The sequence below is a fragment of the Sphaerisporangium fuscum genome, from assembly GCF_018531465.1.
Classification (GTDB): Bacteria; Actinomycetota; Actinomycetes; order Streptosporangiales; family Streptosporangiaceae; genus Sphaerisporangium; species Sphaerisporangium fuscum.
This window is the reverse complement of the sequence record NZ_JAHDTF010000017.1, coordinates 41,511-57,931: the sequence shown is the minus strand read 5'-3', so window position 1 is coordinate 57,931 and position 16,421 is coordinate 41,511. Positions and strand designations below refer to the sequence as shown.

The window sequence follows — 16,421 nt, the reverse complement described above, 5'->3', positions numbered from 1 at the left end:
ATCCATTCTGTAGAGCCATGCGTCCGGCCGACTTTCGCTATATCGTGCATGGCGACAGGCAAGGTCAACCATCACTTCACAAGAGGCACCAGTGACCGCGCTCCCGCCCGGCATGCCGGCGGCGCCGACCGAGATGCAGACGATCCTCCTCATCGAGGACGACGCGGGTGACGCGTTTCTGGTCGAAGAGCTGCTGGCCGGAACGGCCACGCCTCCGAAGATCATTTGGGCCCGCAGCCTCGCCGAGAGCCGCGAACGGCTGACCGACGAGGTCCAGTGCGTCGTGGTCGACCTCTCCCTTCCGGACGCCACCGGGCTCGACGCCCTGCATCAGGTCATCGCGATGGCGCCCGATACCGCCGTTCTCGTGCTGACCGGCCTCGACGACGCCCACGTCGGCGTCGAGGCCGTCGCGGTCGGCGCCCAGGACTACCTTGTCAAGCAGGACGTCGACGAGCGTCTGCTCGCCCGCGCCATCAGCTACGCCATCGAACGCAAGCGCGCCGACCTCGCCCAGCGCAAGCTGGTCGACGCCCAGCGGCTCAGCCACGAGAACGCCCGCCTGGAGCACGGCCTGCTGCCCGTGCCGCTGATGAGGCAGGCCCTCAGCTCCGACGGCTTCCTCCACCAGGCCCGTTACCTCCCCGGCCGCCGCCAGGCCCTGCTCGCGGGCGACTTCTGGGACACCGTGCAGACCCCCGACGGCGCGCTGCACGTCGTCATCGGCGACGTCTGCGGCCACGGCCCCGACGAGGCCGCTCTCGGCGTCGCCCTGCGCATCGCCTGGCGCACGCTCGTGCTCGCCGGTCACACCGGGGGTGACCTGCTGGCCACCCTCGACAGGGTGCTGCGCCACGAGCGCAAGTCCCCCGAGATCTTCACCACGATGTGCACGGTGATGATCGACGCCGACCTCAGCCACGCGCGGCTCCACGTCGTCGGGCACCCGCCGCCGCTGTTCGTCCGCGGCGGGGTGCGCGAGGGGGTTCTGGGTGCCGTGCCCGGCGCGCCGTCCGGGCCGCCGCTCGGGATCTTCAGCGACATCGACTGGGCGGCGATCGACCTCCCGCTCGGCGACGACTGGGCCCTGCTGCTCTACACCGACGGCCTGATCGAGGCCACGGTCGGCGGCGGGCCCGACCTGCTCGGCACCGAAGGCCTCATGCGTCTCATCCGCGAGCACGGCGAGATCGACCTCGACCGGATCATCACATCCGTGCAGGAGATGCATCGGGACGCGCTGAGCGACGACCTCGCCGCCGTACTCGTCGCCCGGAGGGCCAAGTGAAGTGGACGACCGGAGGCCGGCCGTGACCGATCTCGCCCCGCTGCCCCCGCCCGCGCCACCCAAAGGCTTCGGACGGCTCCCGCTGGTCCGCTGGTTCCTCATCGCCGGGCTGCTGGCCACGCTCGCCATCGCCCTGGTAGGGGGCCTGACCGTGGCGACGGTCAACAACCTGAACGCCGCCCGTCAGTCCGTGGTCGACGTGATCGACCCGGCCGTCCTGCGCACCCTGGAGGTCTCCACCGCGCTGACGAGCCAGGAGAACTCCATCCGCACCTACGCGCGCACCAACGACGAGCAATACCTCGCCGACTACAGGCAGGGTGTGCGGGCGGAGGCCACGGCGGCGGCCCACCTCGAGCGGCTGGCGGACATGATCCCCGGCTCGACGGCGCGGGACGACCTCGACCGCCTGACGTCCGCCTCCGCCGCCTGGCGCCGCGACTACGCCGACGTCGTCATCGCCAAGGTGCCCACGCTCAAGACCAGCACCGCGACGACGTACGCCCCGGTGAACAACGACCGCTTCACGAAGGTCCAGGACGAGCTGGCCTCGCTGCAGAACGACCTGGCCCGCCTGCACGACCTCGGCAGCAAGCAGATGGACCGGCACTGGCGGACGTTCACGATCGTGCTGATCCTCATGGCCGTGGTCCTGGTGGCCACCGCGGTGACGCTGACGCTCATCGTCAGGTACATCGTGCTGCGGCCGATCTCGCGTCTCACCCTCCAGGTCCGGGAGGTGGCGGGCGGCGACTTCGATCACACGCTGCACGTCGACCGTCCCGCCGAGCTCTCGGAGCTGTCCGGCAACGTCGACGCCATGCGCCGGCGCATCGTACGGGAGTGGCGCCGCACCGCCGAAGCCCAGCGGATGCTCTCCGACCAGGCCCTGGAGCTGCGCCGCTCGAACGCCGAGCTGGAGCAGTTCGCCTATGTCGCCAGCCACGACCTGCAGGAGCCGCTCCGCAAGGTCGCGAGCTTCTCCCAGATGCTGGAGCAGAGGTACGGCGACAAGCTCGACGACCGCGGCAAGCAGTACATCGCCTTCGCCGTCGACGGTGCCAAGCGCATGCAGTTGCTCGTCAGCGACCTGCTCGACCTGTCACGGGTGGGCCGCGTGGGCGGCGAGAAGGCCGAGACCGACATGCAGAAGGTCGTGGACGCCGCGACCGGGAACCTCTCGGCGCAGATCGAGGACACCGGCGCCACCGTCTCCTACCAGGACCTGCCGCCGGTCTTCGGCAACCGGGTGCTGCTCACCCAGCTGTTCCAGAACCTCATCGGGAACGCCCTGAAGTTCCGCTCCCAGGATCCCCCTCGGGTCGAGATCACCGCGACCCGGCAGGACGACATGTGGGAGTTCGCCTGTGCCGACAACGGGATAGGCGTCGACACCAAGTACGCTGATCGGATCTTCCTGATCTTCCAGCGGCTGCACCCGCGCGACGTCTACCCCGGCACGGGCATCGGGCTGGCGCTGTGCAGGAAGATCGTCGAGTACCACGGCGGGAAGATCTGGCTGGACGACCCCGATCCCGAGAGGCCGGGCACCACGTTCCGCTGGACCCTGCCCGCGATCCCTGGAGACAACCATGGATGACTACCGCTTCATCGACGTCCTCCTCGTGGAGGACGACCCGGGGGACGTCCTGCTGACGCGGGAGGCCTTCGAGCACAACAAGGTCCACAACAAGCTGCACGTCGTCAGCGACGGCGAGCAGGCCCTGGCGTTCCTGCGCCGCGAGGGCGAGTACGCCGGGGTGCCGCGCCCCGGCCTGATCCTGCTCGACCTCAACCTCCCCCGCAAGGACGGCCGCGAGGTCCTGGAGGACATCAAGGCCGACCCCGACCTGCGCAGCATCCCGGTGGTGGTGCTCACGACCTCCGAGGCCGAGGAGGACATCCTGCGCAGCTACAGCCTCCACGCCAACGCCTACGTATCGAAGCCGGTTGACTTCGACCAGTTCATCCGGGTCGTGCGCCAGATCGACGACTTCTTCGTGACAGTCGTGAAACTCCCAAGGAATGGTCAGCTCTCGGAAAGCTGACAGCGACGTGACGGGAATCACACCAGGTCAGTCGAAAAAGTGAGTGACCCTCCTCACACATAGCTCTCCAGCCGTCGTAACGTAGACCCCCACCGAGGCACGCGCGCGGCTTGTGTGATCGGCGCGACCTGACGCGCGCGGCACCCAGTCGAACGTGAGAAGCCCGGACCCCGCACGCCTGACGCGGAAGGGGTCCGCGGGAGGTGGAGAGTTCTCCGATGACCCAGACAACGGCCGGCCGGCCGGCCAGCGAGCCGTCGCAGAGAAAGCAGCGGGCCCAGATCAAGGCGCGCACCCTGCGAACGGACCGATGGTGGTTGGCCCCGGCCATCACATTCGCGGCGCTCGCGTCGTTTCTCGTCTACGGACTTTGGGCGGTCTTCGACAAGAGTTACTTCGTCGAACCTTACATCGCCCCCTTCTCGTCGCCCTGCCTGACCCCGGCGTGTCCCGAAGGGGCGCGCTTCCTCGGGCTGACGATCGTCGGCGACTGGTGGCCGCTGCCGCCCGGCTTCCTGATCCTGGGCCTGCCGGCCGGTTTCCGGCTCACCTGTTACTACTACCGCAAGGGGTACTACCGCGCGTTCTGGCTCTCGCCGCCGGCCTGCGCGGTGGCCGAGCCGCACAAGAAGTACACCGGTGAGACCCGCCTCCCGCTGATCCTGCAGAACATCCACCGCTACTTCTTCTACGGCGCCGTGCTGATCGCCCTGGTGCTCACCTGGGACGCGGTACTGGCGCTGCGCGACGCCCACGGCAACTGGGGCCACGTCGGCCTCGGCACCGTGATCCTCTGGATCAACGTGGTGCTGATCTGGTCGTACACGCTGAGCTGCCACTCCTGCCGCCACATCACCGCCGGACGGCTCAACCACTTCTCCAAGCACCCCGTGCGCTACAAGATGTGGACCTTCGTCTCGCGGCTCAACTCCCGGCACATGCTGCTGGCCTGGCTCTCCATGTACTCCGTGATGCTGGCCGACCTGTACGTGCGGCTCGTCGCCAAGGGCATCATCAACTTCCCGTTCGCTTAAGGATCGATCACCAGTGGAAATCGAGCGTCACGAATACGACGTCGTCGTCATCGGAGCGGGCGGCGCCGGTCTCCGGGCGGCTATCGAGGCCCGGCAGCAGGGCAAGCGAACGGCCATCGTCTGCAAGTCGCTGTTCGGCAAGGCCCACACGGTCATGGCCGAGGGCGGCGCCGCCGCGGCCATGGGCAACGTCAACCCGTCCGACAACTGGATGGTGCACTTCCGCGACACCATGCGCGGCGGCAAGTTCCTCAACAACTGGCGGATGGCCGAGCTGCACGCCAAGGAGGCGCCGGACCGCGTCTGGGAGCTGGAGGCCTGGGGCGCGCTGTTCGACCGCACCAAGGACGGCAAGATCAGCCAGCGTAACTTCGGCGGCCACGAGTACCCTCGCCTCGCCCACGTCGGCGACCGCACCGGCCTGGAGCTGATCCGCACCCTCCAGCAGCGGGTCGTCGCCCTCCAGCAGGAGGACGAGAAGCTCCACGGCGACCCCGAGGCGTACATCAAGGTCTTCGCCGAGTGCACGATCACGCGGCTGCTCAAGGAGTCCGCGGCCGAGGACGCCCCGATCAGCGGCGCCTTCGGCTACTGGCGCGAGACCGGCAGGCTCATCTGCTTCGACGCGCCCGCGGTCGTCCTCGCCACCGGCGGCATCGGCAAGTCGTACACCGTCACCTCCAACTCCTGGGAGTACACCGGTGACGGGCACGCCCTCGCGCTGCTGGCCGGCGCGAAGCTGATCAACATGGAGTTCATCCAGTTCCACCCGACCGGCATGGTGTGGCCGCCGTCGGTGCGCGGGATCCTCGTCACCGAGTCGGTGCGCGGCGACGGCGGGGTGCTGCGCAACTCCGAGGGCAAGCGGTTCATGTTCGACTACATCCCCGAGGTGTTCAAGGACAAGTACGCCACCACCGAGGAGGAGGCCGACCGCTGGTACGACGACCAGGCCAACAACCGGCGTCCCCCGGAGTTGCTGCCGCGTGACGAGGTGGCCCGCGCCATCAACTCGGAGGTGAAGGCCGGCCGCAACTCGCCGCACGGCGGGGTGTTCCTCGACGTGTCGAGCCGGCTCCCGGCCGCCGAGATCGTCAAGCGGCTGCCGTCGATGCACCACCAGTTCAAGGAGCTGGCCGACGTCGACATCACCGCCGAGCCCATGGAGGTCGGGCCGACCTGCCACTACATCATGGGCGGCGTGGAGGTCGACGCCGACACCGGCGCCTCCTCGGTGCCGGGCCTGTTCGCCGCCGGCGAGGTGTCGGGCGGCATGCACGGCTCCAACCGTCTGGGCGGCAACTCCCTGTCCGACCTGCTGGTGTTCGGCCGCCGGGCCGGCGCCGGCGCCGCGGCGTACATCGACGGCCTCGCCGCGCGGCCCGTCGTCTCCGACGCGACGCTGCGGGAGGCCGAGGCCGAGGCCACCTCACCGCTCAACCGGACCGGGGGGGAGAATCCTTACGAGGTCCACCACGAGCTTCAGCGCACCATGAACGACCTCGTCGGCATCATCCGCAAGGCCGAGGAGATCAAGCAGGCCCTGGAGGTCGTCGAGAAGCTCAAGGAGCGGGCGGCCAACGCCGGAGCGCCCGGCGGGCGCATCTACAACCCCGGCTGGCACCTCGCGCTCGACCTGCGCAACATGCTGCTGGTGTCGGAGTGCGTCGCCCGCGCGGCGCTGCTGAGGGAGGAGAGCCGCGGCGGCCACACCCGCGACGACTTCCCCGCGATGTCGTCGGAGTGGCGGCGCAAGCTGCTGCAGGTCGGCCTGACCGCCGGCGGTGAGGTCACCGTCGAGGAGAAGATCCAGCCTCCGATGAGGGAGGACCTGATCAAACTGTTCGACCGGGCGGAGCTCAGTAAGTACGTCACCCCCGAAGAGCTGGCGGACTACGACGCGCTCGTTAAGGAGTCCTGATGGGTTACAAGGCCAAGTTCCGCGTCTGGCGCGGCGAGGGCGGCGAGGGCAAGCTCGAGGACTTCGTCGTCGAGGTCAACGAGGGCGAGGTCGTCCTCGACGTCATCCACAGGTTGCAGGCCACGCAGGCCCCGGACCTGGCGGTCCGCTGGAACTGCAAGGCCGGCAAGTGCGGCTCGTGTTCCATGGAGATCAACGGCAGGCCGCGCCTCGGCTGCATGACCCGGATGTCGACGTTCACCGAGGACGAGACCATCACGGTCACGCCGATGCGCACCTTCCCCGTCATCAAGGACCTGGTGACGGACGTGTCCTTCAACTACCAGAAGGCGCGCGAGATCCCGTCGTTCACCCCGCCGGAGAACGTCAAGCCGGGCGAGTACCGCATGCAGCAGATCGACGTCGAGCGGTCCCAGGAGTTCCGCAAGTGCATCGAGTGCTTCATGTGCAACAACGTCTGCCACGTGATCCGTGACCACGAGGAGAACAAGCAGGCCTTCGCGGGCCCGCGCTTCCTCATGCGGATCGCCGAGCTCGACATGCACCCCTACGACGTGGCCGACCGCAAGAACGCCGCGCAGGAGGAGCACGGCCTCGGCTACTGCAACATCACCAAGTGCTGCACCGAGGTCTGCCCCGAGCACATCAAGATCACCGACAACGCGCTGATCCCGATGAAGGAGCGTGTCGTCGACCGCAGGTACGACCCGCTGGTGTGGCTCGGTAACAAGATCTTCAAGCACTCCAGCTCGTCCACCTCGAAGTCGAGCTGACACGGGGGGCGCCGGAGGCCCGCTCCGGCGCCCCTTCCGTCAGCACGCTCCCGCGCACCAGGGTGGGACGCCCTTGGGTCACCTTGCTCCGTGGACCAGGGCCGTGATGTCGGCGAACAGCCGGTCCTGAGCGGCGGCCGCCTCCGGAGAGGTCAGGTCCATGCCCTGGATGAAGCCGTGCGTCAGCCCGGCCTCCTGCCGGTGCACCACCCGCACTCCCGCCTGCGCCAGCCGCCGCGCGTAGGCGTCCCCTTCGTCACGCAGCGCGTCGTGCTCGGCGGTCACGATGATCGTGTCGGGCATGCCGCGCAGGTCCGGCGCCAGCAGCGGGCTCGCCTCCTCGCGCACGGCCTCCTCGGGCGTCCACTGCGTGACGGCCCAGGTCAGGAAGTCGGCGTCGAGGGCGTAGCCGGATCCCTTCTCCTCGATGCTGGGCTGTGACAGCGTCAGGTCGGTGTTGGGACAGATCAGGATCTGCACGGCGGGCAGCGGCTCTCCGGCGTCCCGCAGCCGAAGGCAGGCCATGGTCGCCAGGTGGCCGCCCGCGCTGTCGCCCGCCACCGCCACGGGCCGGGCCTCGCGCAGCACCTCCACCACGTCCTCGACGGCCGCCGGGTACGGATGCTCGGGCGCCAGGCGGTAGTCGACGGCGAGGACCTCCACGTCGCAGGCGTCGGCGATGCGCCGGCACGTGCGGTCGTGGGTGTCGAGGTCACCGATCACCCACGCACCGCCGTGAACGTACACCACCAGGGGCCGTTCGTCGTCGGACGGCCGGTAGTGCCGCAGCGGCACGCCGTTCGCCCCCCGGAGGTCCTCCACGCCGGCCAGCGCGGGGCCCCGGGGGCGGGCGCCGGCCCGCCTGCGTGTCCCGTCGCGGAGTTCGGACAGGTTGGGAACGGTCACGGGCTCTCGTTTCTGATGATCGGACGGATGGTCAGCGGGAGACGGGCTCGACTCAACGTAGGGCACTCGATGTCGATCTGGGTATGCGCCGGATAGGCGTGGTCGGTGAAGTGCGCGTGGAAGACCTCGGCGATGCCCGGCACCGGAGGCCGCCAGGCCTTGATCGTCGTCGGCGGGCGGTGGGCGACCATGCCAGAAACGTACAAGACGGACGGCAGACGAGCGGGCCAGGCACGTCACACCAGCCGAAACCACCCCTGTTGAGGTGGCGCCCGTTCGAAAGGCATGTCACATGCCCCTCTCTCTTGATCCCGTCAACATCAGCGACAAGCTCTCCCAGTTCAGCGAGTTGTGGACGCAGAAGAAGATCGCGGACCTCAACGACTACGAGATCAAACTCGCCAAGCTGAAGGGGAATTCGTCTGGCATACCCACCCGGGGACCGACGAGCTGTACCTGGTCATCAGCGGCCGGCTCACGATCCGGCTGAGGAAGGGGGACGTCGTACTGGAACCCGGCCAGCTGTATGTGGTGCCCCGCGGCGTCGAGCACTGTCCGGTGGCCGAGGAGGAGACCGCCATCCTGCTGGTGGAGCCTCTGGGAACGCTCAACACAGGTGACGCGGGAGGGCCGATGACCAAGATCACCGAATCCCTTGGCTAGCCGGTCGGGCCGTTTTCGTGGCCTCACTCTCACAGGTAACCGCCGTTGACGCGCAGGACCTGCGCGTTGACCCAGGACGCCTCGGGGCTGAGCAGGTGGACGATGGCCTCGGCGACCTCCTCGACCTCGCCGAGGCGCCGCAGGGGGACCTGGTCCGCCATGCGACGCAGGTCCTGGTCGGTCTTGCCCGCCCGGAACGTCGGGGTGTCCAGCAGGCCAGGGGCGACGGCGTTGACCCTGACGCCGCGCGATCCGAGTTCCTTGGCCAGCACGCGGGTCAGCGCCTCGACGCCGGCCTTGGCCGCCAGCGTCAGGCCGAGGCCCGGGAATCCGACGGCGACCGCGGAGGAGGAGACGTTGACGATGCCGCCGCCGGGGCGCAGACGGCCGGCGGCCTCCTGCATGCAGTAGAGCGACCCGAGGAGGTTGACGCCGATCTGCTCGGCGACCAGGGCGTCGTCGCTGTCGGCGACGGACCGGACCGCGCTGGCTCCGGCGCAGGTGACGAGGGCGTCGATGCCGCCGAACGCCTCCTGCGCGCGATCGAACAGGGCACCGACGTCGGACCGGCGCGTGACGTCCGCTCGGACGGCGATCGCCGCACCGCCGCCCTCCCGTATCACGGTGGCGGTCTCCGCGGCCCGGTCGGCGCCGTGGCGGTAGGCGACGGCCACGTTCCAGCCCTTACGCCCGAGGCGTTCGCACACGCCGCGGCCGATGCCGGAGGAACCGCCGGTCACGATCACTGTGGTTGTCATGGCAACCCAGCGAACCACAAGCGTGGTTGCCATGACAACCTATGCTGGTGCCATGAACGCGCTCAGCAGTGACGACCTCGCGGTATGGCACGCCTGCAAGACCCTCGGCATGGTGGTCACCCGCCGCGTCATCACGGACATCACCGCCGGCACCGGGCTGTCCGGCACCGACTACGGCGTCATCTACCGGTTGGAGGACCACGGCGGGAGCCTGGGCCAGCAGGCCCTGACCGAATCCATGCAGCTGACCAAGGGGGCGATGTCCCATCAGCTGACCCGCATGACCGAGCGTGGCCTGGTCCACCGCGAGAAGGGGCCGACCGGCACCACCGTGCTGCTCACCGAACACGGACGCGCCATGCTCCACCAGGCCCGGCCGGTCCACGCCAGAGCAGTGCGCGAGCACCTGCTCGACCGGCTGTCCCCCCAGGACCGCGAGGCTCTGCTGCGCATGGCGGCGCTCCTGACCGACCGGTGACCAGCGCTGGTTGAGGCCGGGCAGTCCCGACGGGTTGTTGAAGACCAGGTGGCCGTCGCCGGCAGCCGTGACGAGAACCAGATGGCCGCCGCGATCAGGAGGCCTGCGGTCGGGCCACCGGATGGTGTGGTGCACCGAGGCCATGACGAGCGCGCCGTCCTGGACGGACTCCCCCAGTTCCTCACGGCTCAGGCTGCCCCGCCCCTCGGCATGGATGCCGAACCTCTCGGAGATCCAGCGGACGAACGGCGCGTAGATCAGACCGTCCACACCGGTCTTCCGCCGGACGGCCACCCGGTCATGATGGCACGCGGCCCGCATCCGGATTCCTACGGCGACGGAAGATGCAACAGTTCGCCCCTCGGCGCTCTCTGAGTGGTGACGGATATGACGAAGGGCGGAGGCAGTTGGACGCAGATCCGCGGTTCGCGGGGTTCGTCGCCGAACGTGGCGAGGCGCTGTTGCGCTACGGCTACGTGCTGGCCGGCAACCCGCACGACGCGGCCGACCTGGTGCAGGAGGCGCTGCTGAAGCTACGCGCCGCCTGGCCGAGGCTACGGGCCGAAGAGAACGCCGAGAAGTACGTGCGCACGACCATGGCCAGGATGCACACGGCCACCTGGCGACTGCGGCGGCGCGAGTTGCTCGCCTGGGAGTTGCCGGAACACGGTTACCACGACGTGCTGCCCAACGGCGACGAACAGGCGATGTGGGACGCGCTGGCCGGGCTGCCGCGCAAGCAGCGGGCGGTGGTGGTCCTGCGGTACTACGAGGGGCTGAGCGACGAGGAGATCGCCTCGACCCTGGGCATCTCACGGGGAACCGTACGAAGCCAGGTGTCACGCGCGCTGGACAAGCTCCGGTCCGCCGTGCCGGTGGACGGAATCCGGATTCCCGACAGCGTCAAGGCGGAGAACAGGGGGCGGAAATGAACGACTTCGAATCCACGTTGCGCAGGACCTTGGAGCACGCGGCCGACCAGGCTCCTCGGCTGCCCGGCGTGCTGGCGGGAGAGCTGGAGAAGGGCCACCAGCGGCGCAGGAACCGGTCCCAGGCGCTGCTCGCCGCGGCGGCCGTGGTGGTGGTCGCGGGCGGCGTCGTCCTGGGGTCGCGTGTCGGTGGCGATCAGGGGCCGTCACCGGCCGCCACCCCCTCCAGCGTCCCATCTGTCACGGTCACCGGATCGGGCGCCACGCCCGTGCCGGTCATCCTCTTCAAAGGGGCGATCGAGGACGTGTGGCCGCAGGCCGTGTACAAGATGCCGGCGAAGGACCAGGACGGGCGGGAATTGCGGCCGATCCTGTTCATCGACGACCGGACGCTGCTGGTCAGGGCCTGGCGCAGTTTCGACAAGACCGAGGTGCTCTACAGCTACGACCTGGACCTCCAGAAACTACGGAAGATCGCCGACGTCACCACGCCGAAGGGGACCATGCAACTCGCCGCGGATTTCAGCGTCGGCGACGGCCAGGTGGCCTGGTGGACGATGACGAAGCGGGCCGTGCACATCTGGACCGCGCCGCTGGACGGCGGCGAGCCCCGGTTGGCGGCCGAGCAGAAGATCGAGAACGGCGCCATTCCCCCCGTCGACGGTTTCGACGTGGCCAACGGCAACGTCGTGTTCTCGCTGCCGCAGGGAGGGGTGTTCAGCGTGCCGCTGACGGGAGGAGCCGTGACACCGGTCCCGCGCGGTGACGGCCTGCACCTGCTGTCGTGGCCGTGGGCCGGTTCACCGGGTGCCACATCGCACGACAAGCCACCGTTCACCCAACTCGTCAACCTGGAGACCGGCCAGACCAGCACGGCCGTCGTCAACCCAGGCGAGCAGTTGATCGCCTGCGGGGTGCGGACCTGTATCGGCGGGACCAAGGACGAAAAGACCTTCACCCGGCTGCGTGACGGCTCCCAGCAGAAGGAGATCCCCAGCGGGTTCCAGATACCGGAACCGCCGAGCCAGAGCCGCTTCTACATCCGCAACCTCTTCGACGACCGCCCCGGCCTGGGGCTGTACGACCTGAACACCGGCACCGTCGCCGACCTCGGCATCCGGGAGGAGGCCACCCGTGGCGAGGTCCCCGTGCCCGACCGCATCACCGGCCGTCTCATGTCCTACAAGATCAAGAGCGGTATGTACGTGATCGACCTATCCAAGATCCCGTAATCGCCCGCGGGGTGTGGGGGGTTTGCCCCCCACAGGACAGGCTCTCGCCGAATTGCGCGAAGCACCGCATTGCGAGGACCTTCACAGCGCGCGGGCCGTCACGGCGGCGCGGGCAGGCGTACGGTGACGGTCAGGCCGCCCTCGGGGCGGGGGTGGGCGGTGATGGTGCCGTCGTGGGCCTTGACGATGGCGCGGACGATCGACAGGCCGAGGCCGGCGCCCCGCGCGGAGCCGACCCGCTCACCCTGCTGCCGCCGGAACGGCTCGAACAGCTCGTCCACCTCGTACTCCGCGATCGGTTTGCCGGTGTTCTCCACCGTGAGGGTCGCGCCGCCGCCGTCCCGGCGCAGCCTCACCCACACCTCGCCGTCCCGCACGTTGTACTTGATCGCGTTCTCCACCAGGTTCGACACGCATCGCTCCAGGAAGAGCGGATCGCCCTGGACCAGCGCCCGGCTCAGGTCGTGGTGGACGGTCACGCGCCGTTTGCGCGGCTGCAGGCCGGGCTGTTCCAGCACGATGCGCACGACCTGCTCGACGTCCACGGTCTTGCGGACGGTGAGTTCCTGCTCCGACTGCGCCAGCAGCAGCAGGCCCTCGATCAGCCGCTCGTAGCGGGCGTTGGTACCGAGCAGCGCGCGGGCCATGGCCTTGAGGTCGCTGGAGGCCTCGGGTTCCTCCAGCGACACCTCCAGCACCGTCCGGTTGATGGCGAGCGGCGTGCGCAGCTCGTGGGCGGCGTTGCCGATGAACCTCCGCTGCACGTCGAACGCCCGGTGCAGCCGGTCGAGCATGGTGTCGAAGGTGTCGGCCAGCCGCTTCACCTCGTCCTGCGGGCCGCTGAGCGCGATGCGTTCGTGCAGCGTGCTCTCCGAAAGCCGTTCCGCGGCCGCGGTCACCCGCTCCAGGGGCCGCAGCCCGCGGTCGGCGACCAGGTACCCCAGCAGCAGCGCGATGATCCCGATGAGGATCATGACGATGAGCGACGAGCGCACCATCTCGCTCAGCACGCTGCTCGTCTTCTGCTCGACGTCGAACTGCGCGACCTTGAGCAGCGTGTCGTCACCCGGGCCTACGGCCCCGTCGGACATAGGACCGGTCTTGCTCAGGAACCGAACGTTGAACTGCTGGCTCAGTGCACGGGCGGTCAGCAGGTAGGTGAGCCAGAGCAGCACGGACCCGGCGGCGAAGAACAGCGCGCCGTACAGCAGCGTGAGCCGCATCCGCAGCCGGCGCCTCTCCCACCACTGCCGCGCCCGCGCGCCGTACGGGGGGCGGCTCACAGCCGGTACCCCTTGCCGGGCTCGTTCTCGATCAGCACCGGGACGCCCAGCTTCCTGCGCAGGGAGGTGATCGTGACGCGCAGGACCCCGCTGCCGGCGTCGGCGTACTCGTCCCACACGGTCCTGCGCAGCTCGGCCGCGGTGACCAGCCGCCCCTCGGCGCGGAGCAGCTCGTGCAGCACGTCGAACTCCTTGCGGTTGAGCGCGACCTCCCGTCCGTCACGGCTGACGGTACGGCGAGCGGGGTCCAGGGTGATCCCTGCCCGCTGGAGCGTGGACGGAGGCGTGCGCGGCGCCCGGCGGGACAGGGCACGGATCCGCGCGACCAGCTCGGCGAAGGCGAACGGCTTGGTCAGGTAGTCGTCAGCGCCCAGCGACAGCCCGTCGACGCGGTCGCGGATCTGCCCGGCGGCCGTCAGCATGAGGATGCGGTCGGCCGCGTTCCCGGCCGCCAGTTCGCGGCAGACCTCGTCCCCGTGGACCTCGGGCAGGTCGCGGTCCAGCACGACGACGTCGTAGTGGACGTAGGCGGCCATCTCCAACGCCTCTTCGCCGTCGTAGACGACGTCGACGGCCATCGCGTGCAGCCGCAGACCGCGCGCGATGACGTCGGCCAGCTCCTCCTCGTCCTCGACGACCAGCACCCGCATCCTCGGCCCCTTCCCTCTGCGACCGAGGGTGGCGGATCGGGTGTTAGCCGCGAGTAAGGCGATCTCTGGCTTATCCGCGTTTAGCACCGGCACGGCTGAAGTGTGTCTCGCACCGCGTGGCGAACGACCCGCGGTGCCGAGGAGTGACAGTCATGAAGGCGATCCGACCGATACTGGCCGCCGTCCCGCTTCTGCTGGCGCTGGGCGCGTGTGGTGCGCCCGCCGGGAACGACGGCGTGGCGAGCGCGGGCGGCGGTACGGCGAAACCCGCCGCCTCGGCGTCGGGTCCGGGCTCCACCGACCGCAAGGAGGCGGGGATCAAGTTCGCCCAGTGCATGCGCGAGCACGGCGTCGACATGAAGGACCCCGGCTCCGACGGGGCTATCCGCATCCAGGGCGGCAAGGGGGACCAGCAGAAGATCGCCGACGCCCAGCAGGCGTGCAAGCACTTCATGGACGCCGTGGTCGGCGACAAGGCGGGCAAGCCCGACCCGAAGATGCAGGACCAGATGCTCAAGTTCGCCCAGTGCATGCGCGAGCACGGCATCCCCATGAAGGACCCGGCCGCCGACGGCAGGGTCGAGATCAACATCCCGGCGGGGACCCCGAAGGAGAAGGTCGACGCCGCCAACGAGGCGTGCAAGGAGTTCGCGCCGGGCGGAGGCCCGTCATGAGGAAGGCTCTGACCGTCACCGGCGCCGGCCTGCTCGCGGTCGCCGCCGCCTGGGCGGCGGTGGTGACGTTCGGCCAACCCGGCAGCGGCGCGGCGACGCCCCGTACGGCGGCCGCGCCGGCCACGGCGGCGGTCACCCGCGAGGACCTCGTGGACACCAAGACCGTCGACGGCTCGCTCACCTACTCCGGGGAGCGCCACCTGAGCACGGACGCCTCCGGCACCGTCACCTGGGTCGCCGACGAGGGCGCGGTGGTCCGCCGCGGCCGCCCGCTGCTCAAGGTGGACCGCAAGCCGGTGGTCCTCATGTACGGCAGGCTGCCGCTCTACCGTGAGCTGCGGGAGGGCGTCTCGGACGGGCCGGACGTGGAGCAGCTGGAGCGCAACCTCAAGGCCCTCGGGTACGGGGAGTACCTCACCGTGGACGACCACTTCAGCTACGCCACCTACCTGACGGTCAAGGAGTGGCAGGACGACCGGGGACTGCCGGAGACCGGCCGGGTCGACGGCTCGCAGGTGGTGTTCCTGCCAGGGGTGGCGCGGGTCACCGAGGCCAAGGTCGAGGTCGGCGACCGCGTCCAGCCCGGACGGCCGGTCCTCACCGTCAGCGGCGTCCGCCGGCTCGTGCACGTCGACCTCGACACCGCCGACCAGACGCTCGCCCGCAAGGGCGCCAAGGTGAAGGTGGAGCTGCCCGGCGGCGAGACCGTGACCGGGAAGATCAGCTCGGTCGGCGCGGTCGCCAAGGCGAGCTCCGGCCAGGACCAGAGCGGCAAGACCACCATCGACGTCGACATCACCCTCACCAAGGCCCCGAAGACCCGGCTCGACCAGGCCCCCGTGGACGTGGAAATGGAGAGCGAGCGGCACAGGAACGTGCTCGCCGTGCCGGTGGAGGCGCTGCTGGCGCTGCGCGAGGGCGGGTTCGGCGTCGAGGTGGTGGAGGCCGGGCGTACCCACATCGTGCCCGTGGAGACCGGCGCGTTCGGCGGCGGCAAGGTGGAGATCACCGGCGCCGGCCTGTCGGAGGGCACGAAGGTCGGGGTGCCGGCCGAATGAGCGCGTCGTCCATCGTGGAGCTCCGCGCGGTGACGAAGGTGTACGGCGGCCACGTCCAGGCACTGCGCGGCGTGGACCTGACGGTGGCGGGCGGCGAACTGCTCGCCATCGTGGGTCCGTCCGGTTCCGGCAAGTCCACCATGCTCCACATGATCGGAACCCTGGACCGGCCGAGCAGCGGCACCGTCCGCATCGACGGGTACGACGTCGCGGAGCTGTCCGACCGCGAGCTGTCGGCCCTGCGCGGCCGGACGCTGGGGTTCGTCTTCCAGCAGTTCCACCTGGCCCCGGGGGTGAGCGCGCTGGACAACGTGGCCGAGGGCCTGCTGTACAGCGGTGTCCCCCGGCGGGAACGGCGCGAGCGGGCCGCGGCGGCGCTGGAACGGGTCGGGCTCGGCCACCGGCTGGGACACCGGCCGAACCAGCTGTCGGGCGGCGAGCAGCAGCGGGTCGCGGTGGCCCGCGCCGTCGCGGGCGACCCGCCGCTGCTGCTGGCCGACGAACCCACCGGGAACCTCGACTCCGCCGCGGGGGCCGAGGTCCTGGGCGTGCTGCGGGACCTGCACGCGGCGGGGACCACCATCGCGATCATCACGCACGACGCGGAGATCGCCGAGTGGTGCCCCCGCCGGGTCCGCGTCCGCGACGGCCGCATCGTCACCGACGAGGGCGACGGCACCCACCGCCCAACGGAGATCACGAAGGGGGTCCGGACATGACGTGCCA

18 protein-coding genes are annotated in these 16,421 nt (G+C 69.7%); 13 read left to right on the top strand and 5 right to left on the bottom strand.

All coding sequences use genetic code 11. The features are described 5' to 3' along the window. Positions 1-91 precede the first annotated feature (91 nt). The 6 genes from KIK05_RS21635 to KIK05_RS21610 all read left to right on the top strand — a co-directional run bounded on the left by KIK05_RS21635 (position 92) and on the right by KIK05_RS21610 (position 7,064). Positions 92-1,288, top strand: coding sequence for a PP2C family protein-serine/threonine phosphatase (locus KIK05_RS21635; protein ID WP_308250051.1), 1,197 nt, complete (start codon positions 92-94; stop codon positions 1,286-1,288). Between the two features lie 22 nt (positions 1,289-1,310). Then, the gene (locus tag KIK05_RS21630; protein ID WP_214412600.1) at positions 1,311-2,888 is read left to right on the top strand and encodes a sensor histidine kinase; all 1,578 of its coding nucleotides are present in this window, start codon (positions 1,311-1,313) and stop codon (positions 2,886-2,888) included. Further along, positions 2,881-3,336: a response regulator gene (locus KIK05_RS21625; RefSeq protein ID WP_214412599.1), complete on the top strand. Its 456-nt coding sequence runs from the start codon at positions 2,881-2,883 to the stop codon at positions 3,334-3,336. The genes KIK05_RS21630 and KIK05_RS21625 overlap by 8 nt, the downstream gene beginning before the upstream one ends. Before the next feature lie 218 nt (positions 3,337-3,554). Further along, positions 3,555-4,370 (top strand): succinate dehydrogenase subunit SdhC, encoded by an 816-nt coding sequence (gene sdhC / locus KIK05_RS21620; protein ID WP_214412598.1) that lies wholly within the window; start codon positions 3,555-3,557, stop codon positions 4,368-4,370. Positions 4,371-4,383: 13 nt separating this feature from the next. Continuing rightward, positions 4,384-6,291, top strand: coding sequence for a fumarate reductase/succinate dehydrogenase flavoprotein subunit (locus KIK05_RS21615; RefSeq protein ID WP_214412597.1), 1,908 nt, complete (start codon positions 4,384-4,386; stop codon positions 6,289-6,291). Then, positions 6,291-7,064: a succinate dehydrogenase/fumarate reductase iron-sulfur subunit gene (locus KIK05_RS21610; RefSeq protein ID WP_214412596.1), complete on the top strand. Its 774-nt coding sequence runs from the start codon at positions 6,291-6,293 to the stop codon at positions 7,062-7,064. The genes KIK05_RS21615 and KIK05_RS21610 overlap by 1 nt, the downstream gene beginning before the upstream one ends. A gap of 78 nt (positions 7,065-7,142) precedes the next feature. Here the strand turns inward: KIK05_RS21610 and KIK05_RS21605 are convergent, their stop codons facing one another. Next, positions 7,143-7,970, bottom strand: a complete 828-nt coding sequence (locus KIK05_RS21605) for an alpha/beta hydrolase (RefSeq protein WP_214412595.1) — start codon at positions 7,968-7,970, stop codon at positions 7,143-7,145. Then, a complete protein-coding gene (locus KIK05_RS21600; RefSeq protein WP_214412594.1) occupies positions 7,967-8,161 on the bottom strand; it encodes a hypothetical protein in 195 nt (64 codons plus the stop codon). The genes KIK05_RS21605 and KIK05_RS21600 overlap by 4 nt, the downstream gene beginning before the upstream one ends. A 160-nt stretch (positions 8,162-8,321) precedes the next feature. Here KIK05_RS21600 and KIK05_RS21595 point away from each other — a divergent pair, with 160 nt between their 5' ends. After that, entirely contained in the window at positions 8,322-8,633 is a 312-nt protein-coding gene (locus KIK05_RS21595; RefSeq protein ID WP_214412593.1) for a cupin domain-containing protein, read from the top strand. A 29-nt stretch (positions 8,634-8,662) separates the two neighbouring features. Here the strand turns inward: KIK05_RS21595 and KIK05_RS21590 are convergent, their stop codons facing one another. Continuing rightward, the gene (locus KIK05_RS21590; protein ID WP_214412592.1) at positions 8,663-9,391 is read right to left on the bottom strand and encodes an SDR family NAD(P)-dependent oxidoreductase; all 729 of its coding nucleotides are present in this window, start codon (positions 9,389-9,391) and stop codon (positions 8,663-8,665) included. Positions 9,392-9,443: 52 nt separating this feature from the next. Between KIK05_RS21590 and KIK05_RS21585 the strand changes: the two genes are divergently transcribed. From KIK05_RS21585 to KIK05_RS21575, 3 genes are all read left to right on the top strand, one after another. After that, complete coding sequence (locus tag KIK05_RS21585; protein ID WP_214412591.1) at positions 9,444-9,869, top strand: MarR family winged helix-turn-helix transcriptional regulator; 426 nt, start codon at positions 9,444-9,446, stop codon at positions 9,867-9,869. A 407-nt stretch (positions 9,870-10,276) separates the two neighbouring features. After that, the gene (locus tag KIK05_RS21580) at positions 10,277-10,801 is read left to right on the top strand and encodes a SigE family RNA polymerase sigma factor (RefSeq protein WP_214412590.1); all 525 of its coding nucleotides are present in this window, start codon (positions 10,277-10,279) and stop codon (positions 10,799-10,801) included. Beyond that, a complete protein-coding gene (locus KIK05_RS21575) occupies positions 10,798-12,030 on the top strand; it encodes a cell wall synthesis protein CwsA (protein ID WP_214412589.1) in 1,233 nt (410 codons plus the stop codon). Before KIK05_RS21580 ends, KIK05_RS21575 begins: the two co-directional genes overlap by 4 nt. A 98-nt stretch (positions 12,031-12,128) precedes the next feature. Here KIK05_RS21575 and KIK05_RS21570 read toward each other — a convergent pair whose 3' ends face one another. Beyond that, the gene (locus KIK05_RS21570; protein WP_214412588.1) at positions 12,129-13,313 is read right to left on the bottom strand and encodes a sensor histidine kinase; all 1,185 of its coding nucleotides are present in this window, start codon (positions 13,311-13,313) and stop codon (positions 12,129-12,131) included. After that, complete coding sequence (locus KIK05_RS21565) at positions 13,310-13,963, bottom strand: response regulator transcription factor (RefSeq protein WP_214412587.1); 654 nt, start codon at positions 13,961-13,963, stop codon at positions 13,310-13,312. Before KIK05_RS21565 ends, KIK05_RS21570 begins: the two co-directional genes overlap by 4 nt. A gap of 152 nt (positions 13,964-14,115) precedes the next feature. On the opposite strand from KIK05_RS21565, the gene KIK05_RS21560 reads away from it, so the two are divergent. From KIK05_RS21560 to KIK05_RS21550, 3 genes are read left to right on the top strand one after another with little or no spacing between them, the layout of a single operon-like run. Beyond that, positions 14,116-14,637, top strand: coding sequence for a hypothetical protein (locus tag KIK05_RS21560; protein ID WP_214412586.1), 522 nt, complete (start codon positions 14,116-14,118; stop codon positions 14,635-14,637). Continuing rightward, the gene (locus tag KIK05_RS21555) at positions 14,634-15,695 is read left to right on the top strand and encodes an efflux RND transporter periplasmic adaptor subunit (protein ID WP_214412585.1); all 1,062 of its coding nucleotides are present in this window, start codon (positions 14,634-14,636) and stop codon (positions 15,693-15,695) included. Before KIK05_RS21560 ends, KIK05_RS21555 begins: the two co-directional genes overlap by 4 nt. Further along, entirely contained in the window at positions 15,692-16,414 is a 723-nt protein-coding gene (locus KIK05_RS21550) for an ABC transporter ATP-binding protein (protein ID WP_214412584.1), read from the top strand. The genes KIK05_RS21555 and KIK05_RS21550 overlap by 4 nt, the downstream gene beginning before the upstream one ends. Positions 16,415-16,421: the final 7 nt, after the last annotated feature.

What these genes read in the sequence shown, in the direction of transcription:
- KIK05_RS21625 (WP_214412599.1), top strand. Translation starts at nt 2,881, where the DNA reads ATGGATGACTACCGCTTCATCGACGTCCTCCTCGTGGAGGACGACCCG.
- sdhC (WP_214412598.1), top strand. Translation starts at nt 3,555, where the DNA reads ATGACCCAGACAACGGCCGGCCGGCCGGCCAGCGAGCCGTCGCAGAGA.
- KIK05_RS21610 (WP_214412596.1), top strand. Translation starts at nt 6,291, where the DNA reads ATGGGTTACAAGGCCAAGTTCCGCGTCTGGCGCGGCGAGGGCGGCGAG.
- KIK05_RS21600 (WP_214412594.1), bottom strand. Translation starts at nt 8,161, where the DNA reads ATGGTCGCCCACCGCCCGCCGACGACGATCAAGGCCTGGCGGCCTCCG.
- KIK05_RS21590 (WP_214412592.1), bottom strand. Translation starts at nt 9,391, where the DNA reads ATGACAACCACAGTGATCGTGACCGGCGGTTCCTCCGGCATCGGCCGC.
- KIK05_RS21585 (WP_214412591.1), top strand. Translation starts at nt 9,444, where the DNA reads ATGAACGCGCTCAGCAGTGACGACCTCGCGGTATGGCACGCCTGCAAG.
- KIK05_RS21575 (WP_214412589.1), top strand. Translation starts at nt 10,798, where the DNA reads ATGAACGACTTCGAATCCACGTTGCGCAGGACCTTGGAGCACGCGGCC.
- KIK05_RS21565 (WP_214412587.1), bottom strand. Translation starts at nt 13,963, where the DNA reads ATGCGGGTGCTGGTCGTCGAGGACGAGGAGGAGCTGGCCGACGTCATC.
- KIK05_RS21560 (WP_214412586.1), top strand. Translation starts at nt 14,116, where the DNA reads ATGAAGGCGATCCGACCGATACTGGCCGCCGTCCCGCTTCTGCTGGCG.
- KIK05_RS21555 (WP_214412585.1), top strand. Translation starts at nt 14,634, where the DNA reads ATGAGGAAGGCTCTGACCGTCACCGGCGCCGGCCTGCTCGCGGTCGCC.
- KIK05_RS21550 (WP_214412584.1), top strand. Translation starts at nt 15,692, where the DNA reads ATGAGCGCGTCGTCCATCGTGGAGCTCCGCGCGGTGACGAAGGTGTAC.